This window comes from Pseudomonas fluorescens group sp. PF-69, from assembly GCF_054481235.1.
Genome location: NZ_JBTMNC010000001.1, coordinates 5,083,867 through 5,109,519 on the forward strand (window position 1 = coordinate 5,083,867; position 25,653 = coordinate 5,109,519).

Annotated in this window: 21 protein-coding genes and 1 pseudogene; 16 read left to right on the forward strand and 6 right to left on the reverse strand. The window is 62.1% G+C overall.

Annotation, left to right across the window (positions count from 1 at the left end; all coding sequences use genetic code 11):
* The first annotated feature begins 90 nt into the window (after nt 1–90).
* From ACX3YF_RS24000 to ACX3YF_RS24025, 6 genes are all read left to right on the forward strand, one after another.
* Nucleotides 91–1,692: an ABC transporter substrate-binding protein gene (locus tag ACX3YF_RS24000; protein WP_458974437.1), complete on the forward strand. Its 1,602-nt coding sequence runs from the start codon at nt 91–93 to the stop codon at nt 1,690–1,692.
* Between the two features lie 168 nt (nt 1,693–1,860).
* Nucleotides 1,861–2,820 carry an ABC transporter permease gene (locus tag ACX3YF_RS24005; protein WP_458974438.1) on the forward strand — a complete coding sequence of 320 codons (960 nt, stop codon included), beginning with the start codon at nt 1,861–1,863 and terminating at the stop codon, nt 2,818–2,820.
* A 3-nt stretch (nt 2,821–2,823) separates the two neighbouring features.
* Nucleotides 2,824–3,651 carry an ABC transporter permease gene (locus ACX3YF_RS24010; protein WP_196586053.1) on the forward strand — a complete coding sequence of 276 codons (828 nt, stop codon included), beginning with the start codon at nt 2,824–2,826 and terminating at the stop codon, nt 3,649–3,651.
* 2 nt (nt 3,652–3,653) lie between these two features.
* A complete protein-coding gene (locus tag ACX3YF_RS24015; RefSeq protein WP_458974439.1) occupies nt 3,654–5,300 on the forward strand; it encodes an ABC transporter ATP-binding protein in 1,647 nt (548 codons plus the stop codon).
* Between the two features lie 9 nt (nt 5,301–5,309).
* Entirely contained in the window at nt 5,310–6,014 is a 705-nt protein-coding gene (locus ACX3YF_RS24020; protein ID WP_458974440.1) for an NAD(P)H-dependent oxidoreductase, read from the forward strand.
* A 252-nt stretch (nt 6,015–6,266) separates the two neighbouring features.
* Nucleotides 6,267–6,719: a hypothetical protein gene (locus ACX3YF_RS24025; protein ID WP_448646583.1), complete on the forward strand. Its 453-nt coding sequence runs from the start codon at nt 6,267–6,269 to the stop codon at nt 6,717–6,719.
* Between the two features lie 84 nt (nt 6,720–6,803).
* Here ACX3YF_RS24025 and ACX3YF_RS24030 read toward each other — a convergent pair whose 3' ends face one another.
* From ACX3YF_RS24030 to ACX3YF_RS24040, 3 genes are read right to left on the reverse strand one after another with little or no spacing between them, the layout of a single operon-like run.
* Entirely contained in the window at nt 6,804–7,835 is a 1,032-nt protein-coding gene (locus ACX3YF_RS24030; RefSeq protein ID WP_448646582.1) for a DUF2955 domain-containing protein, read from the reverse strand.
* Nucleotides 7,825–8,946 carry an HlyD family secretion protein gene (locus ACX3YF_RS24035; protein ID WP_449105560.1) on the reverse strand — a complete coding sequence of 374 codons (1,122 nt, stop codon included), beginning with the start codon at nt 8,944–8,946 and terminating at the stop codon, nt 7,825–7,827. Before ACX3YF_RS24035 ends, ACX3YF_RS24030 begins: the two co-directional genes overlap by 11 nt.
* Nucleotides 8,943–10,496 (reverse strand): efflux transporter outer membrane subunit, encoded by a 1,554-nt coding sequence (locus ACX3YF_RS24040; RefSeq protein ID WP_449105559.1) that lies wholly within the window; start codon nt 10,494–10,496, stop codon nt 8,943–8,945. Before ACX3YF_RS24040 ends, ACX3YF_RS24035 begins: the two co-directional genes overlap by 4 nt.
* Before the next feature lie 238 nt (nt 10,497–10,734).
* Here ACX3YF_RS24040 and ACX3YF_RS24045 point away from each other — a divergent pair, with 238 nt between their 5' ends.
* From ACX3YF_RS24045 to ACX3YF_RS24065, 5 genes are all read left to right on the forward strand, one after another.
* Nucleotides 10,735–12,738, forward strand: coding sequence for an aminotransferase class I/II-fold pyridoxal phosphate-dependent enzyme (locus tag ACX3YF_RS24045; RefSeq protein ID WP_288098564.1), 2,004 nt, complete (start codon nt 10,735–10,737; stop codon nt 12,736–12,738).
* 24 nt (nt 12,739–12,762) lie between these two features.
* The gene (locus ACX3YF_RS24050) at nt 12,763–13,545 is read left to right on the forward strand and encodes a transporter substrate-binding domain-containing protein (protein ID WP_196587136.1); all 783 of its coding nucleotides are present in this window, start codon (nt 12,763–12,765) and stop codon (nt 13,543–13,545) included.
* 156 nt (nt 13,546–13,701) lie between these two features.
* Nucleotides 13,702–14,415: an ABC transporter permease gene (locus tag ACX3YF_RS24055; RefSeq protein WP_047529225.1), complete on the forward strand. Its 714-nt coding sequence runs from the start codon at nt 13,702–13,704 to the stop codon at nt 14,413–14,415.
* Between the two features lie 5 nt (nt 14,416–14,420).
* Nucleotides 14,421–15,119, forward strand: coding sequence for an ABC transporter permease subunit (locus ACX3YF_RS24060; protein WP_047538681.1), 699 nt, complete (start codon nt 14,421–14,423; stop codon nt 15,117–15,119).
* Entirely contained in the window at nt 15,119–16,123 is a 1,005-nt protein-coding gene (locus ACX3YF_RS24065) for a DMT family transporter (RefSeq protein WP_288098562.1), read from the forward strand. The genes ACX3YF_RS24060 and ACX3YF_RS24065 overlap by 1 nt, the downstream gene beginning before the upstream one ends.
* Here ACX3YF_RS24065 and ACX3YF_RS24070 read toward each other — a convergent pair.
* Nucleotides 16,079–16,618: pseudogene (locus tag ACX3YF_RS24070) on the reverse strand (TetR/AcrR family transcriptional regulator); the annotation flags it as partial. The gene ACX3YF_RS24065 and the pseudogene ACX3YF_RS24070 overlap by 45 nt on opposite strands.
* Before the next feature lie 117 nt (nt 16,619–16,735).
* Between ACX3YF_RS24070 and ACX3YF_RS24075 the strand changes: the two are divergent.
* From ACX3YF_RS24075 to ACX3YF_RS24085, 3 genes are all read left to right on the forward strand, one after another.
* Nucleotides 16,736–17,752 carry a M14 family metallopeptidase gene (locus ACX3YF_RS24075; protein ID WP_458945176.1) on the forward strand — a complete coding sequence of 339 codons (1,017 nt, stop codon included), beginning with the start codon at nt 16,736–16,738 and terminating at the stop codon, nt 17,750–17,752.
* A gap of 184 nt (nt 17,753–17,936) precedes the next feature.
* Nucleotides 17,937–18,494 (forward strand): chalcone isomerase family protein, encoded by a 558-nt coding sequence (locus ACX3YF_RS24080; RefSeq protein ID WP_458974441.1) that lies wholly within the window; start codon nt 17,937–17,939, stop codon nt 18,492–18,494.
* A 39-nt stretch (nt 18,495–18,533) separates the two neighbouring features.
* On the forward strand, nt 18,534–19,058 hold the full coding sequence (locus ACX3YF_RS24085; protein ID WP_458974442.1) for a DUF3833 domain-containing protein: 525 nt from the start codon (nt 18,534–18,536) through the stop codon (nt 19,056–19,058).
* Nucleotides 19,059–19,075: 17 nt separating this feature from the next.
* Here the strand turns inward: ACX3YF_RS24085 and ACX3YF_RS24090 are convergent, their stop codons facing one another.
* Both ACX3YF_RS24090 and ACX3YF_RS24095 read right to left on the reverse strand, forming a co-directional pair.
* A complete protein-coding gene (locus ACX3YF_RS24090) occupies nt 19,076–19,561 on the reverse strand; it encodes a DUF2878 domain-containing protein (RefSeq protein ID WP_458974443.1) in 486 nt (161 codons plus the stop codon).
* A 171-nt stretch (nt 19,562–19,732) separates the two neighbouring features.
* The gene (locus ACX3YF_RS24095; RefSeq protein ID WP_458974444.1) at nt 19,733–20,923 is read right to left on the reverse strand and encodes a cation:proton antiporter; all 1,191 of its coding nucleotides are present in this window, start codon (nt 20,921–20,923) and stop codon (nt 19,733–19,735) included.
* A gap of 281 nt (nt 20,924–21,204) precedes the next feature.
* On the opposite strand from ACX3YF_RS24095, the gene ACX3YF_RS24100 reads away from it, so the two are divergent.
* Nucleotides 21,205–21,876, forward strand: a complete 672-nt coding sequence (locus tag ACX3YF_RS24100; RefSeq protein ID WP_449105554.1) for a MarC family NAAT transporter — start codon at nt 21,205–21,207, stop codon at nt 21,874–21,876.
* Between the two features lie 158 nt (nt 21,877–22,034).
* Nucleotides 22,035–25,592, forward strand: coding sequence for a magnesium-translocating P-type ATPase (mgtA, locus tag ACX3YF_RS24105; protein ID WP_458974445.1), 3,558 nt, complete (start codon nt 22,035–22,037; stop codon nt 25,590–25,592).
* Nucleotides 25,593–25,653: the final 61 nt, after the last annotated feature.

The window sequence follows — 25,653 nt, forward strand, 5'->3', positions numbered from 1 at the left end:
TCAAAGGTTGTTCGCACCGGGCCATGGCCCGGTGTTTCGCGTGGTGGTTTTGAACGGGTATTTCCTTAGCTTTCCATCAGGGGCAATGCAATGAGCGATAACAAAAACAAGATTACTCAAGCGAACCATGAATTCAGCTTTGCGCGCCGTGACTTTTTAAAGTACAGCGCAGCGGCCGCAGCGATGGCCGGCGCGTACTCCATGGGTCTGCCATTGGGCGCCATGGCGGCAGAAGCGACGCCGAAGCCCGGAGGGGTGCTGCGCCTGGGCCTGGCCGGTGCCAGCACCACCGACTCGAAAGACCCTGGCTCCTGGGTCGATACCTTCACCTTCGTCGGGTTCTCGGCGATCTATAACACCCTGACCGAAATTGCCATCGACGGCTCGGCGATCCCTGAACTGGCTGAAAGCTGGACCTCGACCCCGGACGCCCGGGTCTGGACCTTCAAACTGCGCCAGGGCGTGACCTTCCACAACGGCAAGAGCCTGACCGCCGACGATGTAGTCGCTTCGATCCAACATCATCTCGGGGAAAAATCCAGTTCGGCGGCCAAGACCGTATTGGGCGACGTGGCCAAGGTCAGCGCCAACGGCAGCGACAGCGTGGTGTTCGAACTGCATTCGGGCAACGCCGACTTCACCTACGTGGTCGCCGATTACCATCTGGTGATCATGCCGAGCAAGGACGGCTTGCCGGACTGGCAGGCCGGTATCGGCACCGGCGGTTATCGCCTGAAGAACTTCGAACCGGGTGTGCGCATGACCCTGGAGCGCAGCCCGGATTACTGGAAAGCGGGACGGGCGCACTTCGCCAGCGCCGAACTGATCGCCATTGGCGATGGCGCCGCGCGAATCAACGCGTTGGTCACCGGGCAAGTGGACGTGATCAACAAGGTCGACCTGAAAACCGTGGCCCTGCTCAAGCGCAATCCGAACCTGGTCATCGAGGAAACCAAGGGCGCGCAGCACTACACCTTCCCGATGCTCACCGACAGCCCGGTGTTCCAGAGCAATGACGTGCGCATGGCGATGAAGCACGCGATCAACCGTGAAACCCTGTTGTCCTCGGTGCTGTATGGCTATGGCCTGGTGGGCAACGATCACCCGATCCAGCCCGGCAGCCGCTTCATCAACACCGCGCTGGAACAACGCAGCTACGATCCGGACAAGTCGCGTTTCTACCTGAAAAAGGCCGGCATGGACTCGCTCAAGGTGCGCCTGCAAGCCTCGGACGCGGCGTATACCGGCGCCGTCGATGCCTCGGTGCTGTTCAAGGAGCAGGCCCGCGCGGCCGGGATCGACATCGATGTGGTACGCGAGCCGGCCGATGGTTTCTTCACCAACGTGTGGATGAAGCAACCGTTCACGACGTCGTTCTGGTACAGCAGCCTGACCGCCGACCGCATGTTCAGCATCGGTTACGCCAAGGGCGCGGCATGGAACGAAACCCACTGGGACAACCCGCGTTTCAATCAACTGCTCAACGCTGCCCGTGGCGAGATGAACGACCCGCTGCGCCGCGAGATGTACAACGAAATGCAGTCGCTGTGCCGGGATGACGGCGGGGCAATCGTGCCGCTGTTCGCCAGCTCCGTGGCGGCGCGCTCCAACCGGGTCGCGCATGGTGGGCAGACGGCGCCTTACGGCGAGCTGGATGGATTGCGCGTAATCGAGCGCTGGTGGCAGGCGTAAAACCGGATCTTGAAACCTGTGCAGATCAACTGTGGGAGCGAGCCTGCTCGCGAAGAGAGCTGTCAGCACACATTTATCGTGGCTGATACACCGCTATCGCGAGCAGGCTCGCTCCCACAGTGAACATTTGCAGTTTTCAAAGGCGTGCCCAATTCAAGGAACTGCACGATGAGAAGTATTTTCAAGCTGTTGGCGCAGCGTTTGGCATTGGGGCTGTTATCGCTGTTTGCGGTGTCAGTGATCATTTTTCTCGCGGTCGGCATGCTCCCGGGCGACATTGCCCAGGCCATGCTCGGCCAATCCGCCACCCCGGAAACCGTGGCAGCGTTCCGTGCGCAACTGGGCCTGGACATGCCGCCACTGACCCGTTTCGGGCACTGGATCTGGAACCTGTTGCAAGGCGACCTCGGTGTTTCCCTGGCCAACCAGCGACCGATCGCCGAACTGGTCGGGGCACGCCTGGGCAACACCTTCAGCCTGGCGCTGCTGGCGGCCATGGTGTCGGTGCCATTGGCATTGCTGTTGGGGATGCTCGCGGCGTTGTACCGCAACAGCTGGTTCGACCGTGTGCTCAACACCTCGGCGCTGAGTGCGGTGTCGTTTCCCGAGTTCTTCGTCGCCTACATCCTGATCCTGGTGTTTGCGGTGAAGCTCAACTGGTTCCCGAGCATTTCCAACCTGGCGCCGGATGCGTCCCTTGGCACGATTCTGGAGCGCTCGGTGCTGCCCGTGGCGACCCTGAGCCTGGTGGTGATCGCGCAGATGATGCGCATGACCCGCGCTTCGCTGATCAACCTGCTGGCCAGTCCCTACATCGAAATGGCCCGGCTCAAGGGCATCCGCCAGTCGCGGATCATCTTCCGCCATGCTTTGCCCAACGCCCTGGCACCGATCGTCAACGTTGTGGCGCTGAACCTGGCGTACCTGGTGGTCGGCGTGGTGGTGGTCGAAGTGGTGTTTGTCTATCCCGGCCTCGGCCAGTTGCTGGTGGACTCGGTGGCCAAGCGCGATATCCCGGTGGTGCAGGCCTGCAGCCTGATCTTCGCGGCGACCTACATCCTGCTCAATACCAGCGCCGATGTGCTGTCGATTGCCAGCAACCCACGTCTGATGCATCCAAAGGGGTAGACCATGAGCGTGCTTAAACAAATGGTCCGGGCGCCGCTGAGTGCCAAGTTCGGATTGCTGGTCATCGTTGTGTACATCCTGGTGGCGCTGTTCGCCCCGGTGCTGGCGCCCTTCGGCGAAACCCAGGTGGTGGGCGAGGGCTTCGCGCCGTGGGGCGGGCAGTTCCTGTTGGGCACCGATAACCTGGGGCGCGACATGTTCAGCCGCCTGGTCTACGGCGCGCGCAACACCCTGGGCATTGCCTTCCTGACCACGGTGCTGGCGTTCCTGCTCGGTGGCCTGAGCGGCCTGGTCGCGGCGATCAAGGGCGGTGCAGTCGATCAGGGGCTGTCGCGGGTGGTGGACATCCTGATGGCGATCCCGCAGCTGATTTTTGCCTTGCTGATTCTCAGTGTGGTCGGCACCACGGCGACCTCGTTGGTGCTGGTGATCGCGCTGCTGGATGCGACCCGGGTGTTTCGCCTGTCCCGGGCGGTGGCGATGAACGTCGTGGTCCAGGACTTCGTCGAAGCGGCGCGCCTGCGGGGCGAAGGCCTGTGGTGGCTGGTAACTCGGGAAGTGTTGCCGAACGCGGCGGCACCATTGATTGCCGAGTTCGGCCTGCGCTTCTGCTTTGTGTTTTTGTTCATCAGTGCGCTGTCATTCCTCGGCCTGGGGATTCAACCGCCCACCGCCGACTGGGGCAGCATGGTGCGCGACAACGCCGTACTGATCACCTTTGGCGACATTAGCCCGTTGCTGCCCGCCCTGGCCGTGGCGTTGATCACGGTCAGCGTCAACTTCGTCGTCGACTGGATGCTGCATCAATCCAGCGGCCTCAAGGAATGCTGAACATGACGACCTGCAAACCTTTGCTGGAAATCCGCAACCTGCACATCGAAGGTCACTACGAAGACGCCTGGCATCCGCTGATCAAGGGCATCGACCTGACCCTGCAGCGCGGCGAAGTGCTGGGGCTGATCGGCGAGTCGGGGGCAGGCAAGTCGACCCTCGGCCTGTCGGCCATGGGCTACACCCGTGACGGCTGCAAAATCACCGGCGGCTCGGTGCATTTCGACGGCATCGACCTGCTCAAGGCCACGCCCGAAGCCCTGCGCAAGTTGCGTGGCTTGCGCATTGCCTACGTCGCGCAAAGCGCGGCCGCTTCGTTCAACCCGGCCCATCGGCTGATCGATCAGCATGTCGAAACCGCCGTGATAAACGGCGGCATGAGCCGTGCCCAGGCCATGACCGAAGCGGTGGAGTTGTATCGGGTGCTACGCCTGCCCGATCCCGAGCAGATCGGCCAGCGTTATCCGCACCAGGTCTCCGGCGGTCAGTTGCAGCGGGTGATGACGGCGATGGCCATGGCGTGCCATCCCGACCTGATCATCTTCGACGAGCCGACCACTGCGCTGGACGTCACCACCCAGATCGAAGTGCTGGCGGCGATTCGCGATGCGGTGAAAACCTACGGCAGCGCGGCGATCTACATCAGTCACGACCTGGCGGTGGTGGCGCAGATGGCCGACCGCATCATGGTGCTGCGCCACGGCAAACTGGTGGAAGAAGCTGAAACCCGCAAGATGCTCGGCGATCCGCAGGAGGACTACACCAAGTCGTTATGGGCGGTACGCAGTTTCCGCACCGAACCCAAGGCGTGTCCGCAGCAGGAGCAACCGCTGCTGGAACTGCGCAACAGCTGCGCCAGTTACGGTCGTCAGCCGGTGCTGCATGACGTTTCGCTGAAGCTGTACCGTGGCCAGACGCTGGCGGTCATCGGCGAATCCGGCAGCGGCAAAAGCTCCACCGCGCGACTGATCACCGGTCTGCTGCCGCCGACCTCGGGCCAGGTGCTGTATGACGGCCAGCCATTGCCGGCGGACTTTCGCCAGCGCAGCAAGGAGCAGCTGCGGCGCGTACAGATGATTTATCAGATTCCCGACACGGCGCTGAACCCACGCCAGCGCATCGTCGATATCATCGGTCGGCCGCTGACCTTTTACCTGGGGCTCAAGGGCAAGGCCATGCGTGCACGGGTGGTTGAGCTGCTGGAGATGATCGAACTCGACCCGGCCACCTTCATGGAGCGTCAGCCCCGGGAACTGTCCGGTGGGCAAAAACAACGGATCTGCATCGCCCGGGCACTGGCGGCCGACCCGCAGTTGATCATCTGCGACGAAGTCACCTCGGCACTGGATCAACTGGTGGCCGAAGGCGTGCTCAAACTGCTCAATCGTATTCAGCAACAGCTGGGCGTGGCCTACCTGTTCATCACCCACGACGTCGCCACCGTGCGCGCGATTGCCGATGAGGTGCTGGTGATGCAACGGGGCAGGGTGGTCGACCACGGCTCACGCAGCCAGATTTTCACTCCGCCGCACCAGGATTACACCGGACTGCTGTTTTCGTCCGAACCGCAAATGGACCCCGACTGGCTCGACCGCTTGCTGGCCAGCCGCGCGCTCCCGAATTCAAACCCTACGCTGGAAAAAGTCTAAGGAATCACCATGAAAGTACTGATCGTCCACGCTCATCCAGAGCCACAATCCTTCACCGCGGCCTTGCGCGATCAAGCGGTCGCGACCCTTGAAGCGCAGGGCCATGAAGTGCAGGTCAGCGACCTGTACAAAATGAACTGGAACCCGGTGGCCAGCGCCGATGACTTCTCCTCGCGGGAAAACCCCGAGTACCTGGTGTACGCCCTGGAACAACGCCTGGGGGTGAAAAGCCAGTCGCTGGCGGCGGACATCCAGGCCGAGCTGGACAAACTGCTGTGGGCCGACCTGCTGATCCTCAACTTCCCGATCTTCTGGTTCTCCACCCCGGCCATCCTCAAGGGCTGGATCGACCGGGTGCTGGTGTCCGGTATCTGCTACGGCGGCAAGCGTTTCTACGATCAGGGTGGTTTGGCCGGCAAGAAGGCGCTGGTGACGGTGACCTTGGGCGGGCGCGAACACATGTTCGGCGAGGACGCGATTCATGGTCCGCTGGAAGACATGCTGCGCCCAATACTGCGTGGGACATTGGCTTATGTCGGTTTCGATGTGCTGGAGCCGTTTGTGGCCTGGCATGTGCCGTACATCAGCGATGAAGCGCGTCAGCAGTTTCTGGTGGATTACAGCCAGCGGCTGCAGCATCTGAGTGATGATCAACCGTTGGTGTTTCCAAAGCTGTCGCAGTTTGATGAGAAGCTCTATCCGCTGCCCAAATGACACGACACAACCAGCAGGAGCTGGCTTGCCAGCGAATGGGCCGGCACATTCGACATCGATGTTGCCTGACCTGACGCCCTCGCGAGCAAGCTCGCTCCCACAAGGGGATTGGGGGCCTGCCGCAGCATCGGCCCCCGGCCGGCCTGGAGGCGGTCGCGGTGCAATGGGTCGGAAATAATCTGGTCATGGCGGTTGGCGAGGAGCGCTGATCTACACTCTCTGAGGGCCAGTCGCGCCCATCCGGAGGACATCATGAACAGATTGTCGCCCATCGGCCTGTGCGTCGTATTGTCGGTTTTCAGTGCCCAGGGTTGGGCACAAACGGTCGTACCGATGAAGGGCCAGAGTTCGCAACAGACTCAACTCGACATCAACGAATGCCATAGCATCGCTGCCAGCAGCGCATCGACGACCTCGACGCCTTCCGGTGGACGGGTCAAGGGCGCGGCGGCGGGGGCGGCCGCCGGTGCCACGGCGGCGCAGGTACGCGGACGTCAACATGACGAGTTCTATGATCGCGTCGATGAGGACACCAAACAGGACTACCGCCAGGACCGCGCCAAACAGACCGCCGCCGCAGGTGCCGTGGTCGGTGGTTCGCGCCAGCGCCAGGAACGGCGAGCCCAGGAGAAAACCAACGCCTCGACCACTTCCACCGCTTATACCAGCTGCCTGCAGGGGAAGGGGTATCAGGTTAATCCTTGAGCAGGTGTAGACCGACCTTTTGGCAAGGGCGCTTGTCGGACCACCGCCTTGCCGGGAGTCTCAAGATCAGTACAGGCCACAAGATCAGTGCAGGCTCGCACTGTTTTTTGTGGCCGGTCGCTGATCGAGCCAATGCACCATCAAACACGCATACAGCGTCACCGCGATAAACAGCCCCATGCGAATCGCGAACGCGGTGTACACGTCCTTGCCCAACAGGCTGTCCTGAACCGACTGCCCCAGCAGGATAATCAGCGTGATCAGGGTATTGAGCCAGAAGCCCGGACTTAGCCGGCCCGGGTTCAGGCCATAGAGCTTGCGCGCCAGGATCAGGGCGAACAGCAGCATCCACAGAAAGAACATCCACAGGTGCACGAAAACGCTCAGTGCGCTCCAGAACAGGATCGCCAGCAGACCGCCAAGCAAGGTCGAGCCGATCAGCTCGCGCGCGGCGTCGCGTGTGTTGGTACTGGAACTCTGTTGGCCGAGGCTGACGGCTTTGAGGACGATGGGCAGGTAGCTGGCGGGATCGATCAGCGCCAGCAGAAAGGTCGGCATCACAATCAGGGTGGCTCGTAGCGCCACCCGGTCAACCTCGGCCTCCGGCAGTGCGGCGGCGGGCGGCGGCGCTGGGGCATTCTCCGGTTCGGGGAACAGCCAGTGGCTGAATGCGCCGATCATCACCGCCAGCAGCAAGCCACAGATCAGCGCCTTGATGACCATCGCCGCCAGGCCAAAGTCGGCGACCCCGGCCGAGGGGATCATGGTCAGGCCGATCACCAGAAAGGTCACCACCAGGTTGTTGCCGCCCCGTTGGCCGAAACGAAAGACCATGAGCAGGCCGATGCCGATCAACAGCACACCGCTGAAGGCGTAATAGCGCAGCACCGGGATCAACAGCAGGCCGATGCCGGTGGTCAGCATCGCGGTCACCGCCAGTACCAGGGCGGCCTTGAACGGCAACGGACGATTGAGGCTGACCAGCAGCAAGGCACCCAGCACCGGCGCCAGGAACGGGATCGGCAACGCCAGGCCGAAACTCGCGGCCAGGCACAGCGCGGTGCCGCAGGCCAGGCGCAACGCGCGCTGAGCCCTTGGCGAGCGCTTAGTAGGCATAAGACAGCCAGCTCATCAGCCAGAGAAACATCCGGCCCAGGGGATTGAGGACGTTGCCCTCGGACGGGAAGGCCATGACCTCGGCCTGGCCGCCGGAGCGAATGGCACGGTTGTCCTTGAGCATGGCCAAGGCGTCCGGCGAGAACTCGATGATCACCGGAAAGCGCTGGGCCGGACGCAGCCAGTCGCGGCTGTTCTGCACCGTGGGCAGGCTGCCGGGTGCGGTTGGCTGACCGACGCTGACCCCATAACCGACACTGCGCACGCGCCCGGCAAACACTTCGCCGGGCAGCGCATCCAGTGCGATCAGTACCGGGCTGTCGGGGCGGACCAGACCGAGGTTGTTCTCGGTCATGTCGGCGCTGATCCAGACATCGTGGATCGCGATCAGGGTCATCACCGGGTTCCCGGCCGCGGCGAACTGGCCGACGTCGGTGCGCAGGTCGGTGATCAAACCGGCCGAGCGTGCATGGACCCGGGTGTTGGACAGATCCAGTTCGGCCTTCGACAGGGCGGTGGCGGCGCTGCGCAGCAGGGCGTTGGACTCCTCGTTGCCGCCTTCCTGCTCGCGGGCGCGCTGCACTTCGGCGCGGGCGGCGGCGACCTGGCTGACGGCCTGTTCGCGGTTGGCGCGGGACACTTCCAGCAGGCGCACGGAAATGGTTCCGGGGTCCTGGCGATACAAGCCTTCCAGCCGTTGGTTGTCCTGCGTGGCCTTGAGTTCGTTGGCCTGCGCCGCGCGCAAGTTGGCTTGTGCCGAGGCTATTCCGGCGGTGCTGGCGCCGACCTGACGACGGGTGGATTCAAGGTCCGCCCGGGCCCGGTCGACTGCGATCTGATAGGGCTGCGGGTCGATCTCGAAAATCACGTCGCCGGCCTTGACGTCCTGGTTGTTGCGCACGTTGACGCGGATCACCCGGCCGGAAACCTCCGCCGCCACCGGAATGACAAAAGCGCCCACCCGTGCCTGCTGCGTATAGGGCGTGAATCGGTCAGCCAGCAGGTACCAGGCCAGGCTCACGACAATCAGCAGCAGCACCCATTTCACGCCTTTTTTCGTCGGGTCGGCGGCGGGTTCCGCTGGCGGCGGGGTGGAGGCGGCTTCACTCATGGCTGTTTACCTGGTTGGGCAAGGGGGGAGGCGGGCTGCGCGGCCGGGGGCTCGTTCAGCAGGTCGCCCCAGTCGGTGCGTTGTTCCATCTGTTGGCGCGTGGCTGCGTCGACCCTGGGCTGGGCGCTGTACCAGCCGCCGCCCATGGCCTTGTACAGGGCAATCACATTACTCACCGCGTCGCCTCGACTGAGCAGGTAGCTATCCTGCAGTTCGAGCAGCGCACGCTGGGCATCGAGCACGCGCTGGAAATCCGAATAACCTTCGCGATACAGGATGACAGCCAGGTCCAGCGAGCGTTTGGCCGCGCCTTCGGCCTCGCGCAGGATGCGTTCGCGCTGCAACGCGTAGGTCAAGCCGTTGGCGGCATCATCCGCTTCGCGAGCCGCCTGGCGAACTTTGTCGCGGTAGGCCTCGATCAATTGCTGCAAGCGCGCATCCTGGACCCGCACGTTGTTGCTGATACGGCCATGGTCGAACACGTTCCAGCGCAGGCTGGGCCCGCCGATCAGATCAAAACTGCGCGACGTACCGCTCAAGGTATCGGTCGACCAGACGATGCTGCCCAGCAACGACAGCGACGGGTAGAAATCGCTTTCGGCCACGCCAATCAATGCGGACTGCGCGGCGACATTCAGTTCGGCGGCGCGCACGTCCGGGCGGCGCAACAGCAGATTGGCCGGCACGTCCTGCAACACGGCACGGTCCACCAACGGAATCAACCCGGTGCTCTGGACGACCAGTGGCAGTGCACCGGGTGGTTGCCCGATCAACACGGTCAAGGCATTGCGGGTGCGCGATAACTGGTCTTCCAGGACGGGGATGGTGCTCAAGGTGGCGAGGTATTGGGTCTTGGCCCCCTGCAGGTCGAGTTCGGCAGTCTGACCGCTTTTGAACAGTCTTTCGGTGATCTCGTAGTTGCGTAGCTGCTGTTTCGCGTTTTCCCTGGCCACGCGCAAACGCGCTTCGGTGGTGCGCAGGACGAAGTAGGTGTCCGCCACTTGTGCCCGCAGCAGCACCAGGCCGTCTTCATAGTTGGCCTCGGCGGCGAAGTAGCTGGCATCGGAAGACTCGATGGCCCGGCTGAAACGGCCCCAGAAATCCAGTTCCCAACCGATGTCGAACCCGGCGCTGTGCTGCCAGAACTGGCTGTCGACCGGGTTGTTGCCCCCGGATTGATGGCGGTCGACGTACACGCTGTCGGCGGCGACCTGTTGCAGTTGCGGGTAGCGTCCGCTCTGGGCGATGCCTAACTGCGCGCGAGCTTCCATCACCCGCAGGCCGGCGATCTTCAGGCTGGAATTGTGCGCATCCGCTGCGGCGATCAACTGGTCGAGCACCGGGTCGGCGAAGACTTGCCACCACTGGCGGATGTCCGGTTGCAGGGTGCGCTGGCTGGCGTGTTCGATCGCCGGCGTGTTCCAGTGATCGACCCAGGCCTCGCCCGGCGGTTGAAAGTCCGGTCCCAGCCGTACGCAACCGCCGAGAGCGAGCACGCCGCAGAGCAATAGCCGGGCGGGTCGCGTCAGCAGGGAAGCACCTGATTGCATTGGTTGTTTTCCGACCGGGGAACTTCACAGGAGCATAGTCGCCCGGCTGCCTTCTGCATGCCCGGTTAGGCCTATACGCAAAAACGCCGCGACTGTCGCAAAAACGACCTGTTTACGCTGAACGCGAACCTTGATCAGTATTCTGTTGAACGAGTGTTCAGCTTGGGCTATGTTCGTTCGACCTTCTCTCCCGGCTGGTTGCGGGCTTGCGTTTCTTCATTTCGAACGAGGCACTGGCATGCGGTTTTCACCCTTTGTTGAGCGGATCTCAGGTCAAGGTGTTGCTGCCTGGGATATTCACAATGCGGCGTTTGAAGCACGGCGTTGCGGCGAGGATGTGATCATCCTCAGTGTCGGCGACCCGGATTTCCCCACCCCTGATTTCATCACTGACGCCGCCATCCAGGCGCTGCGCGAAGGTGATACCCACTACACCGAAATTGCCGGTCGCCAGGCGTTGCGCGAAGCCATCGCCGCACGCTATGGCAAGCTGTTCGACCGTGAGCTGCAAGCGTCAAACGTGATTACCGTGGCCGGTGCGCAAAATGCTCTGTTCGTTGCCTCGATGTGCCTGCTCAGTGCCGGCGACGAGGTGATCGCCCTCGATCCGATGTACGTGACCTACGAGGCCACCCTCAAGGCCTCCGGCGCCACGCTGGTGCGGGCGCCCTGCGCGGCGAGCGACGATTTCCGCCTTGACGCGGCGGTGCTGGCCAAGGCCATTACCCCGCGCACCAAGGCGATTTTCTTTTCCAATCCGAACAATCCCACCGGCGTGGTGCTCAACCGCGAAGAGTTGCAAGCCATCGCCGACCTGGCCATCGCCCATGACCTGTGGGTCGTGGTGGATGAGGTCTATGAGAGCCTGACATTCGAGCGCGAGCACCTGAGCCTGGCCGCGTTGCCGGGCATGGCCGAGCGGTGCGTGGTGATCGGCAGCCTGTCGAAGTCCCATGCCATGACCGGCTGGCGCATCGGCTGGATCGTTGCCGATCCCGCGCTGGTGGCGCATGCCGAAACCCTGGTGCTGAGCATGAACTACGGCTTGCCGGGGTTTGTCATGGAAGCCGCGCTCAAGGCCGTGCAGGCCCACGACGAAGTGACCCACGGCATGCGCGACATTTATCGCCGTCGTCGTGATCTGGTGGTGGCGGGGTTATCGGATTGCCCGGGGATCGACGTGCTCAAGCCCGACGCCGGCATGTTCGTGTTGCTGGATGTCCGCGCCACCGGCCTGACGTCGCTGGAGTTCGCCTGGCGCCTGCTGCGCGAGGCGCGGGTATCGGTACTGGATGCCGCGGCCTTTGGCGAACCGGCGCAAGGTTTTGTGCGGCTGTCGTTCACCCTCGGTGAAGAACGCCTGGCGGAGGCCTGCCAGCGGATTCGCGATTTTGTCCTGGTGCTCAAGGGTGAAGCGCCCCGGCCGATCATCAGCCGCGAGACCCCTTCGGCGGTGGTCGAACCGGTCGCGGGCCGCACCATGATCCAGGTCGAACAACTGCACAAACGCTTCGGCAACATCGAGGTGCTCAAGGGCGTATCCCTGACGGCCCGCGAGGGCGAGGTGATCTCCCTGATCGGGGCCAGCGGTTCGGGCAAAAGCACCTTGCTGCGCTGCATCAACATGCTCGAAGTGCCGGATCAGGGGCGGATTCTGGTGGATGGCGAAAGCATTCACCTGAACCACACGCGGCCCGGCACGCCCCTGGTGTCCGATGCCAAACAGCTTGTGCGCATCAGGTCCAGCCTGGGCATGGTGTTCCAGAACTTCAATCTCTGGCCCCATCGCACGGTGCTGGAAAACCTGATCGAAGCGCCGACCCAGGTCCTGCGTGAAAGCCGGGCCGAGGCCACTGAACGGGCCGAAGCCTTGCTCGAACGCGTAGGGCTGGCGGCCAAGCGCAACGAGTACCCGGCGTTTCTCTCCGGGGGACAGCAACAACGGGTGGCCATCGCCCGGGCCCTGGCCATGCGGCCCAAGGTCATGCTGTTCGATGAACCCACCTCGGCACTCGACCCGGAACTGGTCGGGGAAGTGCTGCGGGTGATCCGCTCTCTCGCCGAAGAAGGCCGGACCATGATCCTGGTGACTCATGAAATGGCCTTTGCACGCGATGTCTCTTCCAAAGTCGCCTTTCTGCATCAAGGACTGATCGAGGAAACCGGTTCGCCGGACGAAGTGTTCGTACACCCACGCAGCGAGCGCTGCCGACAATTCGTCAACGCTCATCAAACTCGCTAACACATAAAAAGACGGGAATACATCATGGGAAATCGACGTTTTGCACACTGGTTGACCGGGGCAGCCTGCGTATTGCTGGCGGGCATGAGCGCGGCACAAGCGCAGCCCATCAGGTTCGCGGTCGCCGCCGAACCCTATCCGCCGTACACCGAGAAACAGGCCAACGGTGAGTGGAAGGGCTTTGAGGTCGATCTGATCCACAAGCTGTGCAGCGAAATGAAAGCGCAATGCGAGATCAAGGAAGTGGCGTGGGACGGGATCATTCCGTCGCTGCTGGCGAAGAAGATCGACGTGATTTTCTCTTCGATGTCGGTGACCGAGGAGCGGGAAAAACAGATCGCCTTCAGCAAGGCCTATTACGACTCGGTTGTCGCGCTGGTCGGACCGAAGGGCACTGCCGTGACCAAATACCCGGATGACCTCAAGGGCAAGACCATCGGCGTACAGAACTCGACCGTCAGCGCCAGCTACCTGAAGACCTACTACGAAAAAATCGCCGATGTGAAGTATTACGACACCCAGGACTCGGCCAACGCCGACATGATCGCCGGGCGTATCGACCTGATGATGGCCGACGGCACGGCGATGGCGTCCTTCGTCAAGACCCCGGACGCCAGCAACCTGGCCTACCTCGGCGCGGTGCCTTACGACCCGATCTTCGGCAAGGGTGTAGGCGCCGGCCTGCGCAAGGACGACACCGAACTGAAGGCCAAACTCGACACGGCGATCAAGACCCTGCTGGCGAGCAAGGACTACGACGACCTCTCCCAAAGCTACTTCGGTACCAGCGTGAAACCGACGTTCTGACGGCAGAAGCGCCGAGCATCCCTTGTGGGAGCGAGCCTGCTCGCGAAAGCGGTGGATCAGCTTGCATCGACGTTTGATATCCGGACGTCTTCGCGAGCAGGCTCGCTCCCACAGGGATCACGTCAGTTGGTTGATGTTTGCTAACCGGAGAGTGAAATGCCAGCAATGTTCGATTTGATCAATTTCACCGAACAAGGGTGGGGCGGGGCGCTGCTCAAGGGACTCTGGATGACCCTGCAGATTTCGGCGGGGGCTTTTGTGGTCGGACTGGCGATTGGCCTGGTCGTGGCCTGCCTCAAGCTGGGCGCGCCCAAGCCGATTGCCGCCGTGGCGCGGGTCTATACCACGCTGTTCCGGGCGGTGCCGGAGTTGTTGCTGATTCTGCTCCTGTACTACGTCGGGTCCATGTTGCTCAATTCGCTGATGGCCCGGCTCGGTTACGACGCGGTGAACCTGAGCGGTCCGCTGGCGGCGATCCTGGTGCTGGGGCTGGTGCAGGGGGCTTACGCCTCGGAGATTTTCCGGGCGGCGATCCAGGCGATCCCCTACGGTCAGATCGAATCGGCGAAGGCTTTCGGCCTGCACGGCTTCGGATTGTTCCGTCGCGTCACGCTGCCGATCATGGCGCCGTATGCGATGGCGGGGATGGCCAACCTGTGGATCAACCTGATCAAGGACAGTGCGCTGATCAGTGTGGTCGGCACCAACGAATTGCTCTACACCGCCAAACAAGGCGCGGGTTCGACGCGTCACTATCTATTGTTCTACCTGACGGCCGCCGCGTTGTATTACGCGGTGACGCTGGTGTCCAACTACCTGTCGGGACGGCTCGAGCGACGCATTCGTCGCTGGATGCCATTGGCTGAGTGAATGACATGATTCCAGCGTGGACAGTTGAATACGCGGCGCTGTTGGGCCGGGGGCTGCAAACGACCATCACCATCCTGCTGGTTTCCAGCGTGTTCGGTTACGCGCTGGCCGTGTTGGTGGCGCTGGCCCGGATCTCGAAAAACAGGGTGATCGCCAAGGTCAGCCTGTTCTATACCAGCGTCACGCGCGGCACGCCGCTGTTGATCCAGATCTACATCTTCTATTACGGCCTCGGCAGTCTGTTTGCTCAGTTCCCGCTGATCCGTGGCAGTTTTCTCTGGCCCTACCTGCGCGATGGTTACTGGTACATCGTGTTCGCCCTGGTGGTGTCGGTGGGCGCCTATGTGGGTGAGGTCATTCGTGGTGGCCTGCTGGCGGTGCCCAAGGGGGAGATGGAAGCGGCTTCGGCGTTTGGCATGACCCCGCGTCAGTCCTTGTTGCGGGTGCGCTTGCCACGGGCGTTGCGCCTGCTGTTGCCGACCCTGGCCGGGGAAACCGTGATGTTGCTCAAGTCCACGGCGCTGGCCTCGACCATTGCGGTGATCGACTTGCTGGGCGCGGCCAACGTGGTTCGGGCGCAGACCCTGCAAGTCTATGAGCCGCTGTTGCTGGTGGCCGGCGTGTATGTCTGCCTGACGTTCCTGATCGAGGCGCTGTTTGCCTTTGCCGAGCGGCGCGGCACGCCCGTGCGCAGGTCAGCCTGATGAGTTCGCCACGGGTTGACCGTTCGCTGCAGGGCATTGGCCTGTGCACCTTGGGCTACGCGTTCCTGACGTTGCAGGACGCGGCCATCAAGTGGCTGGTGGCTGACTATTCGGTGGTGACCATTCTGTTCTGGCGCGCCCTGGTGGTGGTCGCCGTGGTGTTGGCCGCGGGACGCATGCGTCTGGTCTTGCGGGCCTGGCGCTCGCCGAGCCGGCGCTTGCTGGTGGTGCGCGGCCTGTTGTCGATCGTGGCGTGGCTGCTGTACTACACGGCCGCCCGTGACCTGACCCTGGCGGAGATGACCACCCTGTATTTTTCCGCGCCGATCATGGTCACGGTGCTGGCAACGGTGATTCTCAAGGAGCGCGCCAGTGCCTGGCAGTGGTTCAGCCTGATCATCGGTTTTGCCGGCGTGATCATTGCTTGCCGCCCGGACAACATGAGCGAACCGGTGCCGGTTGTGCTGACGCTGCTGGCAGCGATGTGCTGGGCCTTCACCTATATCCAGTTGCGCCAAGTGGACGGCCAGACCTCGGTGCTGGAACAAATGCTGATCACCAACGTGGTGTTTGTACTGTGCATGGTCGTGGCGCTGCCGTGGACCTACACCCCGGCGCCGACACCGGCCTGGCTGGGGATGGTCGGGGCAGGGCTGGTGGGTGGTATCGGGCAGTTCCTGCTGTTCGCCAGTTTCCGCCGCGCCACGGCGACCTTGCTGGCGCCGTTCGAGTACACCGGGCTGATCTGGGCGTTTGCCCTGTCGAGCCTGATCTGGGGCACGCTGATGGATGTGTCGTTGATGATCGGTGCCGGGTTGATCGCCGTCAGCGGTACCCTGGCGATGATCTTCGGCCGGCATCCGTCACAGGACGTCGTCGGTGCTGAATGCTCCGTGACGCAGCCCCTTTATCCAGCAACGACAGATATGGAGGCCGTTGGCGGCGCTGAAGGTCTCGGGGTTGAGGCACCACTCGAGCCAGAGTCCGTCGAGCATCGCCGATAGGCCGATGGCGGCCAGGCGCGTGTCGTGAATCCTGAAGCCTTCACTGTCGGCCATGCCGTCGAGCAATTGGCAAAGCAGATCAAGGTAGGCGCCGTAGGTTTTGGCGTGGGACTGGCTGACGTGTTCGGAGTGGCGGATCAGGCTCCAGAACACCACCCAGACGCCCAACAGTTTCGGGTCCATGACCCTGGGTGAAAACGAGCCGACGAGAAACGCATCCATCTTTTGCGCGGGTGTGCCGGCCTGCTCGATTTCCTGGAGCAGTGCCGTGGTGAGTTCGCTCGCCAGTTTCTGATAGGTGTCGGCAATCAGCGCATCGATGCTACCGAAATGATGATTGAGCAAACCGACGGACACCCCGGCCTCGGCGGCGATGCGCCTCACCGAAATACCGGCATGACCGTCGCGGCCCAGGCAGCGCAGGGTAGCGGCAACCAACAGTTCGCGGCGCTCGTCAGGCTCGGCGCGGCGGTTTTTCGGGACGGTGGTGGTCACAGAAGATTCCTTGGCAGTGGTTCCACGTTGGCGAGCTTAGTTGAACGTGTGTTCAATCTCCAGCTTCGACAGCGGCAATACCTCGATTGTTAACGCTCATCAGGGGAGGGCAAGCGCATGGTGCAGGATGTTTCGTTCAACGTTCGCAACAACAACGGCGAACCGGTGCAGGTCGGTGCCTGGCGTTTCGAGGCCGATGGTCGCGGGCCGAAGGTGCATTTGCAGGCCGGTGTGCATGCCGACGAAATCGCCGGGATGCTGGTCCTGCATCTGTTGATGCAGCGCCTGCGGCTCGCCGAGGCCGAAGGTCGGCTGAAGGGCAGCGTGACCGTGGTGCCGCAGGCCAATCCGCTGGGCATCGGGCAGTTTCGCCAGGGGCGGATTTTGGGGCGTTACCACGACGCCACGGGGCATAACTTCAACCGGGGTTTCGACCAGTCGGCGGCGATGGAGCGCTCGATGACCAATGTCCAGCAATGGCAGAAAAAACTGGTGCAGCTGGCGGCTCCCGCCGACGTGATGCTCGACCTGCACACCGACGACGAAGCGTTGCCCTACGTCTACGTTCATCGCAGTTTCTGGCCCCGTGGTCGCGCGTTGGCGGCGGCGATGAAAATGGACGTCGCGATCATCTGGGATGAGGGCGGCGACGGTTCGTTCGAAGAAACCATCATTGCCCCGTGGTTGAGCGAAGGCAGGACCGACCAGCGCATGGCCGCGACCCTGGAGTTGCGAGGGCAGGGCGACGTCAACGATCGATTCGCCGAGCAGGATGCCGAGGGTCTGTACACGTGGCTGTGCGGTTATGGGGTGATCGATGAGGCACGAACACCCCCTGACTGGCCTGTCGAAGCGGTGGAAATGGGCCACATGGAAACCATCATTGCACCGCAGCCGGGGGTGTTGATCTTTGAAAAGGAGCTGGGCGATATCGTCGAAGAGGGACAGCGCTTTGCACGGATTCTGCGCCGGCCGGGTGATCCGTCATCGGAAGTGGTGCTGTATGCCGAGCAAACCGGGCGGCTGGTCACCCGCTTTCGCGATCGTTTGATTGCCCAGGGCATGGGCGTGGCCAAATTTACCGGGAGCCGGGTGTCGCGCAACTGGAATGGCGGCTTGCTGGACCCGAACTGAGCCAGACGAAACTGCCTGGCGCGCGTCGCCATGGAAAACCTCCAGGTCTATCGCGGAAAGTCAAAACTCACCTGCATTGGAGAGGCGTTCACCGCAAACGTTGTACAAGTTTTGCCGCTGCTCGGTATAAAGCTATACAAACAGCTACTCTTGTACAATATTGAGCTGCAAGCAGGAGGCGCTGATGAACGTGGCTGACGCAAGACGCATTTTCAAACATCGCCTGTCGAAGGCTTGTCTGCTGTTGCTGATTCTCTCGGTACCGGCCTCGGCGGACTGGCGCCCATCCGTCCCCGAGGCGCGCCTGGTCGGCCGGGGCGATTTCACCTGGTTCGGCATGAGCCTGTACACCGCGCACTTGTGGAGCTCCGAGGCGCCGCCGGCGTGGGGCCAGCCCTTCGCGCTCGAACTGACGTATCGCCGTGCACTGTCAAGGGACACGCTGGTCGAGGCCAGCCTGGATGAAATGCGTCGCCTGGGCGGGGCGAATCTGGACGATGCCACTTTGCAACGATGGTCCGCCGAAATGCGTGAAGCCTTCGTTGATGTTCAGCCGGGCATGCGCATTACCGGGGTCTACCTGCCCGGCAAAGGCTGCACGTTCTACGTCGACGACCAGCTTCACCGGCGAGTGCCTGATGCCCGATTCGCCCGTGCGTTTTTCGACATCTGGCTCGACCCGCGGGCGCGAGATCCACAGTTGCGCCAACGCCTGCTGGGGCTGGGCGGTCCTGCTGAATAGGCGCGTTCTGAATACCAGCCTGCTGAACAGGAGATAGACATGCGACGAATACTGTTACTGATGGGCAGCCTGTTGCTGGCCAGCTGCGGCAATGTCGGCGTGGAACACTACGCCCAGGAACGCCCGACTCTGGATCTGGCGGCGTTCTTTTCCCGGCCGGTGCAAGCCTGGGGCCTGTACCAGAATCGCTCGGGCGAAGTGTTCAAGCGCTTCCACGTCCAGATCGAAAGCCGCAGAGAGGGGCAGCGCCTGATCCTCGACGAGCGTTTTGTCTACAGCGACGGCACGCGCCAGCAGCGGGTCTGGACCCTGGAACCGGATGGCCCCAAGCGCTGGCGTGGCCGGGCGAGCGATGTGATTGGCGAAGCCCTGGGCGAGGTCGCCGGCAACGCGCTGCGCTGGCGCTATCGCCTTGACCTGCCGGTGGATGGCAAGCATTGGCAGGTGGATTTCGACGACTGGATGTACCTGATGGACGACGACACCCTGATCAATCGTTCGAGCATGAGCAAGTTGGGCGTCGAATTGGGGCAGGTGAGTCTGTTCTTCCGCCGCCAGCCGTAGCGGCTGCCATGAGTGTGTCAGCGCGGCGCGGCCAGTCGCAGGGCGATGGGCAACGCTGCTGCCCACAGCGGCGCGAGCAGCAGGGCGGTACCAAGGGTGCCCCAGGGCAAACCGACCCCGGCCAGTGGCGCCCCGGCGATGTAGGCCAGCGGTCCACCGATCAGGCCGAGCAGCACGCCGTACCACATCGGCTGCCGGGCCCAGGCCAGGCTGTGGCGAAGCCCGCTCGCCAGCACCAGCCAGAGCAGTGCCAGCCACAGGGGCGGTTGGTCAAATTCGAAAACCCCCAGCGCGCCCAGCACGGCATCCATCAACCAACCGGCCACGCCCACACGCAAGAGCGCAGTGGCTTCCTCGCCGGGCCGTGGACAGATCGCGACATGGATCACCAGGCCGACCGCTACCAGCATCAGCAGCCAGGGGTGTCTGGCGCCCAGCACGCAGCCCCACCAGCCGGCCTGCATCCATAATGCGTTGGCGATCAGCCAAGCCCGGCTCGACATCAGGCGCTCGGCTGCGACATGCGGCGCATCGTCGAGACTGGGTTAAGCGTTGCGAACGTCTTGGCGAAAGAGGGCGGGCGGGTGGACATGACAGGTTCCAGGCAACATTGTACAAATCGGAAATTCTGTACAGATAAGCCTGAAGCCTAGGGGCAAAGTTGTACAAGTCAATCAATGCTCGCGACGGGCCAGCCGCGACACCCATGGATTGGCACTCAAGCCATGCAGTACCACGCTGAGTAGCACCGTGCAGACCGCGATGCCCCCTACCATGCGACCGGCCTCCAGCGGGTAATCCAGGATCATGATGGCGAAGACGATGGTGGCCAGTCCGCGTGGGCCGAACCAACCGATGAACAATCGCGTTTCGTAATCGAAGGCCGTGCCTGCCAGGCTGATCAGTACCGGCAGCATGCGAATCAGCGTCAGGCTCAGCACCGCATAGAGCCAGATGGCCGGGGTGAGATTGCCCCAGACCCGAGGGATGACCAGCGCGCCGAACACGATCCAGGTAATGACCGATAGCGGTGTGGCGAATTCTTCGCTGGACTCGAGCAGGCGATGCTTTTGCTCAGAAAACAGACTGCTCGCCAGTAACCCGCCGACGAACGCGGCGATAAACCCGCTGCCACCGAGTGCTTGCGCTGTGGCAAAGCACAGGAGGGCGAGTCCGGGCAGCGTCAATTGTGACCATATGGGGGATTGCCAATCCTGTTTTGAAGCGTAGCGAAACATCAGCCAGGCGATGAACGTCAGGGCCAGCCCGACGACGGCACCGATCCCCAGTTCCTCAACGAACAGCTCCGCGGCCAGTGACAGGGGAGACCGGGTCTGCTCTTCGACCAGCAACGCCAGGAACATCAACAGTACCGGCACGCAGATACCGTCATTCAGCCCGCTCTCGACGTTCAACCCTTCACGCACGGCGCCGGGAACCTTGGGATTGCTCACCACGGCCTTGCCCAGCGCCGCGTCGGTGGGGGCCAACAGGGTCGCCATGATTGCCAGTTCCACCGACGGTATCTGCGGAAACAGCCAGCGACCCACCAGCCAACCACTGAGGATCGTCAGGGGCAGCCCGATCATCAGCAAGCGCATGGGCAATCCTTCGTGGGCCTTGAGAATCTTCAGGTCGGCATTGGCCGCATCGCTGAACAAAACGATCGCCAATGTCAGCTCGGCGAGGATCTTCAGGCCGTCCTTGTCGATCCGGGGCGCCAAAACGTCCAGGAACGCCGGGCCGAGAATCAGGCCGACGAGCATGAACATCAGGGGACCATTGAGCAGACGCGTCTCGATACCCCCGGCAAAGATGCTGTAGAGCAGGAGGAAGGCGGCGAAGAGGGCGAGGTTCTGATACATCGACGGCATGCCTGTGCGGGGACCGGTTTCGGATGTAAGCGGTGCTTAACTTGTTCGGTGAGTATGATCTACGTTGGATTCGCACGTAGTCGGGTCATCTGATTTAAGTCAATGGATGGCCAGATTCTCGCCGTCAGTGGTGAAAACCCACAGCGCACCTAGACTTGCCTGGCGTTCGAATGCAGCCCCGAAATGGAAGTTGTATAGAAAGTGTCGACACCCAGTCGATTCCGTAATGACGCACCACGAAGTGTTTTCAGTTACTGGCAGGGTGGATAGGGATGAACCATTTATTCGACGCCGTCACGCTCGGGTTGTTGGCATTGTTGCCATTGATCAATCCACCCACCACCGTGGCGCTATTTCTGGCGTTATCCCAAGGGTTCAGTCGTGAAGAAAAAAACCAGCAGGCGTTCCTGACGGCATTTTACGTTTTCGTCATTATGCTGGTGACCTATTACATCGGTGAGTTCGTGATGGGTGTATTCAGTATTTCCATCCCGGGCTTGCGGATTGCCGGTGGTGGGATACTTGTCGTGATCGGCTCGAGCATGTTGTTTCCCAAGCCTCGCGCAACCGCTTCCGGCGATAGCGCAGCGAAAAAAACCAGCTTCGCCTTCATCCCCCTGGCCATGCCCAGCACAGCCGGCCCGGGCACTATCGCAATGATCATCAGTGCCTCTGCCACCATTAAAAACAACACCACCTTTCCGCAATGGGTGCTGCTGACGGCTCCACCTTTAATTTTCCTTGTCACCGCGTTGACACTTTGGGGTTGCTTGCGCGCGTCAGACTTGATCATGAAGGTCACGGGGGAGTCGGGTATCGATGCCATTTCCCGTTTGATGGGTTTTATATTGGTGTGCATGGGCGTTCAATTTGCCATCAACGGATCGGTCGAGATCATACAAACCCTCATCAACAATAACGCGCAAATAATACGTTCCCCCTAGGCCCGGTTGGTTTGCTCAGCGCTGCCGGTACCCGAAGACCGGCAGCAGTGTCCCACCGGACTGAACCCGCTCGAGCAAGCGGGATTGACATTAATCAATCCCGTCCGCCCACACGGGCCCAGAATCTAGCGATCTGCCAAATTGCTCAGGGACCTGGCATGTCTGTCAAATCACCCATTCCAGACTTTCCCCCTTCGACTGCGCTGGAAGACAGCCAGCATTTCAGTCGTCCCGCACTCTGGCTGACATGGCTGCTGGGGGCCGCCATGTTTGCGACGGTGGTGGGCGTCGCACTGCAATTCACGGACGTCGAATCCTTCACACGCCTGCTGACGGAGGCAGAGCCACTGTGGCTCATCGCGGCCCTTGGCTTGCAAGCCCTGACCTATATGGCGCAGGGGCAGGTTTTTCGTGTGGTGCTCAAGGCCGGGGCTCAGCATCTTTCACTCTGGGAGGCGGGCAAGCTCAGCTTGATGAAGCTGTTTGTCGATCAAGCCTTGCCTTCTTCGGGCATCAGCGGGGCCTTTGCGGTGGTCGCCTCGTTCGTGCGCCTGGGGTTCGCCAGACCCGTCGTGCTGGCGTGCCTTGTCCTGGATCTGTCCGGGTACTTCCTGGCCTATGTGCTGTCCGTTGGCGTGGCACTGCCGGTGGTGATTTTCCAGGGGCATGCAACGGCGGCTTTATTGGTGACCTGTGTGGTGTTCGTGGCGGTCAGCCTGATGCTGGCGGTTGCCACGCCAAGGCTGGCCGGCAACACACGCCTGGCGACCCATGTGCCGGGGCAGCGTTTTTCGATCATCGCCAAAGGCCTTGCGCTGCTCACCGGAGCGGATCGACAGCTGGTACGCAGCCACGCCTTGCTCTGGCGCATTACGCTGCTGGAACTGGCGATCATCATGCTGGACAGTGCAACGCTGTGGGTCCTGGTGCGAGCGATGGGCGTCTCGGCACCGCCCCTGGGGTTGTTTGCCGGCTTCATGCTGGCCAGCGTTCTGCGCAGTATCGGCATTGTGCCGGGGGGGCTTGGGGCCTTCGAAGCCGCGGCCGTGGTGACGTTGCATTGGGTCGGGGTGAACGTTGCCGTGGCGTTGTCTGCCACGCTGCTGTTTCGCGGCCTGACGTTCTGGTTACCGATGTTGCCCGGTCTCTGGCTGGCGCATCGCGAATGGCATTCCACCACCACAAAGCCGACGCATGATGTCTGCGCCGATTACTGGAGCCCCTCGCTCAGCCAGTTGTTCAGCACCTTGCACAGCAATCCGACGGGGTTGAGCCACGCCCAGGCCAAGGCTCGACTGCGCAGCGCGCCACCCCAGGCCAAGGACCGGCCACAGGGATTGGCCAGGCTGGTGCTGGAACAAATGCGCACGCCGTTGGTGCTTATCCTGATCGCCGGCGCGCTGGTGGCCGTGGTGGTGGGCGACTGGCTCGACGCGGCGATTGTGGGGTGCATTGTGCTGATCAGCGCCGTCCTCAGCGCCTGGTATGAAAATCGAGCCAGCCACGCGGTGGAGCAGCTACGCAACAAGATCGCCTTGCGCGCAACGGTCCGTCGGGAGGGCAAGACCCTGGAGGTTGCCGCCAGTGACGTGGTGCCAGGTGACGTCCTGTTACTCAGCGCCGGCAGCCTGATCGCCGCCGACGGCCGCATCCTGCAGGCCCTCGATTGCTTCATCGCCGAGAGCCTGCTGACCGGCGAAACCTTTCCGGTCGAAAAGCTGCCAGGTGATTGCGCCCCTGAGGCCACCGTGGGGCAGCGCCACAATTGTGTGTACATGGGCACCTCGGTACGTAGCGGTACCGCCGAGGTGCTCGTGACGCGCTATGCCCAGGACAGCGAGATCGGCCACATTGCCAAGACCCTGGCGCTACGGCCTCCCGAAACGGAATTCGAGCGTGGCTTGCGTCGTTTCGGCGCCTTGTTGCTGCGGGTGATGCTGGTGATCACGATCGTCGTGTTCGGCATCAACATTTTGCTGCATCGGCCGACCCTCGACACGCTGCTATTCGCCATCGCCTTGTCCATTGGTCTGTCGCCGGAACTGTTGCCGGCGATTCTCAGCATTACGCTGGCCAAAGGCGCGCAGCGCATGGCGGCGAAAGGGGTGATCGTGCGTCACCTCAACGCCATCGAAAACCTGGGGGCCATGGACATCCTGTGTACCGACAAGACCGGCACGCTGACCCGGGGTGTCGTGGTGTTGGACGCTGCGATGGATGTGGAGGGCGTCGCCGCCACTGATGTCCTGCAGCTGGCGGTGTTCAATTCGAGTTTGCAGACCGGGATGCGCAACGCCATGGACGATGCCATCAGCCTGGCCGGCAAAGACCTGGCCCCGAGCGCCGACGTCGTCAAATTCGATGAAGTGCCCTATGACTTTGTCCGTAAGCGCCTCAGCGTGGTGGTGGCCAATGCCCCTGAGGCCAGCAGGCTGATGGTGACCAAGGGCGCCCTGGACAATGTGCTTGAGGTTTGCACGCACCTGCGCCGTGGTGAACAGGTTGTCACGCTGAACGACGCGGAACGGGCGACGATCGCACAACGTTTCGCGAACTGGAGCGAGCAGGGCTTTCGCGTCCTGGGCCTTGCCACCCGTGCATTACCCGATCAGCCGCACTACGGTCGTGACGAAGAAAAGGACATGACCTTTCGCGGGTTTCTGTTGTTCTTTGACCCTCCGGAGCCCGGGGTCAAGGACACGCTCGCCACCCTGGACGGGCTGGGTGTGAAAGTGAAGATCATCAGCGGCGACAACCATCTGGTCGTCCGCCATGTCGGCCAGGCGGTGGGCCTGCCGGTGGAGCGAATCATCACCGGCGGTGAACTCTCGGCGATGAAAGATGAAGCCTTGATGCACTTGGCCCCCCGGACAACCCTGTTCGCCGAGGTCGATCCCAATCAGAAGGAGCGCATCATCCGGGCCCTGCAAAAGACCGGGCATGTGGTCGGGTACATGGGTGATGGCATCAATGATGCCCCGGCGCTGCAAGTCGCCGACATCGGGATTTCCGTGGACAACGCTGCCGACGTGGCCAAACAGGCCGCCGACTTCGTGCTGCTGGAGCACGACCTGAATGTCCTGCGCGAAGGCATCGAAGAGGGGCGGCATACCTTTGCCAATACCCTCAAATACATATCGATCGTCTCCAGTGCCAACTTCGGCAACATGATCAGCATGGCCCTGGCTTCCCTGGTGCTCCCCTTCCTGCCGCTGCTGGCCAAGCAGATATTGCTCAATAACTTCCTGGCCGACATCCCTTCGATGGGGATTGCCAGCGACAACGTTGACCGGGAATGGGAAAGCACGCCTCACCGATGGAACATCAAGCAGATACGTAATTTCATGGTGGTGTTCGGGCTGGTGAGCTCGCTGTTCGACATCCTGACGTTCGTGGCCTTGTACCTGCTGGCGGAGAGGGTTCCTGCAGTATTCCGCAGCGGCTGGTTCGTTGAGTCGCTGCTGACTCAACTGCTGACGATCTTCATCGTGCGCACCTACAAACCGTTTTACCAAAGCCGCCCGGCTAAACTGCTGATCGTCAGTGCACTGGGCATCGGCCTGCTGGCCATAGGTCTGCCGTACAGCCCGGTAGCCCCCTGGTTCGGCCTGGTGCCTTTGCCATTCCATATTCTGTTGCTGATGCTGGCGATCAGTCTGGTGTACATGGTGTCGGCCGAGTTTGTGAAGCGGGCTTTTTATCGGCGTCAACACTAATGGTTTCATCAGGCGCTTGAGTAACTTGCAGCGCGTTGATGGGGGCGGGCGTCTCGGCCCC

Coding starts and splice junctions, on each gene's coding strand:
- ACX3YF_RS24050 (WP_196587136.1), top strand. CDS start 12,763: ATGGGAAATCGACGTTTTGCACACTGGTTGACCGGGGCAGCCTGCGTA.
- ACX3YF_RS24015 (WP_458974439.1), top strand. CDS start 3,654: ATGACGACCTGCAAACCTTTGCTGGAAATCCGCAACCTGCACATCGAA.
- ACX3YF_RS24100 (WP_449105554.1), top strand. CDS start 21,205: ATGAACCATTTATTCGACGCCGTCACGCTCGGGTTGTTGGCATTGTTG.
- ACX3YF_RS24020 (WP_458974440.1), top strand. CDS start 5,310: ATGAAAGTACTGATCGTCCACGCTCATCCAGAGCCACAATCCTTCACC.
- ACX3YF_RS24060 (WP_047538681.1), top strand. CDS start 14,421: ATGATTCCAGCGTGGACAGTTGAATACGCGGCGCTGTTGGGCCGGGGG.
- mgtA (WP_458974445.1), top strand. CDS start 22,035: ATGTCTGTCAAATCACCCATTCCAGACTTTCCCCCTTCGACTGCGCTG.
- ACX3YF_RS24080 (WP_458974441.1), top strand. CDS start 17,937: ATGAACGTGGCTGACGCAAGACGCATTTTCAAACATCGCCTGTCGAAG.
- ACX3YF_RS24090 (WP_458974443.1), bottom strand. CDS start 19,561: ATGTCGAGCCGGGCTTGGCTGATCGCCAACGCATTATGGATGCAGGCC.
- ACX3YF_RS24095 (WP_458974444.1), bottom strand. CDS start 20,923: ATGTATCAGAACCTCGCCCTCTTCGCCGCCTTCCTCCTGCTCTACAGC.
- ACX3YF_RS24055 (WP_047529225.1), top strand. CDS start 13,702: ATGCCAGCAATGTTCGATTTGATCAATTTCACCGAACAAGGGTGGGGC.
- ACX3YF_RS24065 (WP_288098562.1), top strand. CDS start 15,119: ATGAGTTCGCCACGGGTTGACCGTTCGCTGCAGGGCATTGGCCTGTGC.
- ACX3YF_RS24075 (WP_458945176.1), top strand. CDS start 16,736: ATGGTGCAGGATGTTTCGTTCAACGTTCGCAACAACAACGGCGAACCG.
- ACX3YF_RS24005 (WP_458974438.1), top strand. CDS start 1,861: ATGAGAAGTATTTTCAAGCTGTTGGCGCAGCGTTTGGCATTGGGGCTG.
- ACX3YF_RS24025 (WP_448646583.1), top strand. CDS start 6,267: ATGAACAGATTGTCGCCCATCGGCCTGTGCGTCGTATTGTCGGTTTTC.
- ACX3YF_RS24040 (WP_449105559.1), bottom strand. CDS start 10,496: ATGCAATCAGGTGCTTCCCTGCTGACGCGACCCGCCCGGCTATTGCTC.
- ACX3YF_RS24035 (WP_449105560.1), bottom strand. CDS start 8,946: ATGAGTGAAGCCGCCTCCACCCCGCCGCCAGCGGAACCCGCCGCCGAC.
- ACX3YF_RS24010 (WP_196586053.1), top strand. CDS start 2,824: ATGAGCGTGCTTAAACAAATGGTCCGGGCGCCGCTGAGTGCCAAGTTC.
- ACX3YF_RS24030 (WP_448646582.1), bottom strand. CDS start 7,835: ATGCCTACTAAGCGCTCGCCAAGGGCTCAGCGCGCGTTGCGCCTGGCC.
- ACX3YF_RS24085 (WP_458974442.1), top strand. CDS start 18,534: ATGCGACGAATACTGTTACTGATGGGCAGCCTGTTGCTGGCCAGCTGC.
- ACX3YF_RS24000 (WP_458974437.1), top strand. CDS start 91: ATGAGCGATAACAAAAACAAGATTACTCAAGCGAACCATGAATTCAGC.
- ACX3YF_RS24045 (WP_288098564.1), top strand. CDS start 10,735: ATGCGGTTTTCACCCTTTGTTGAGCGGATCTCAGGTCAAGGTGTTGCT.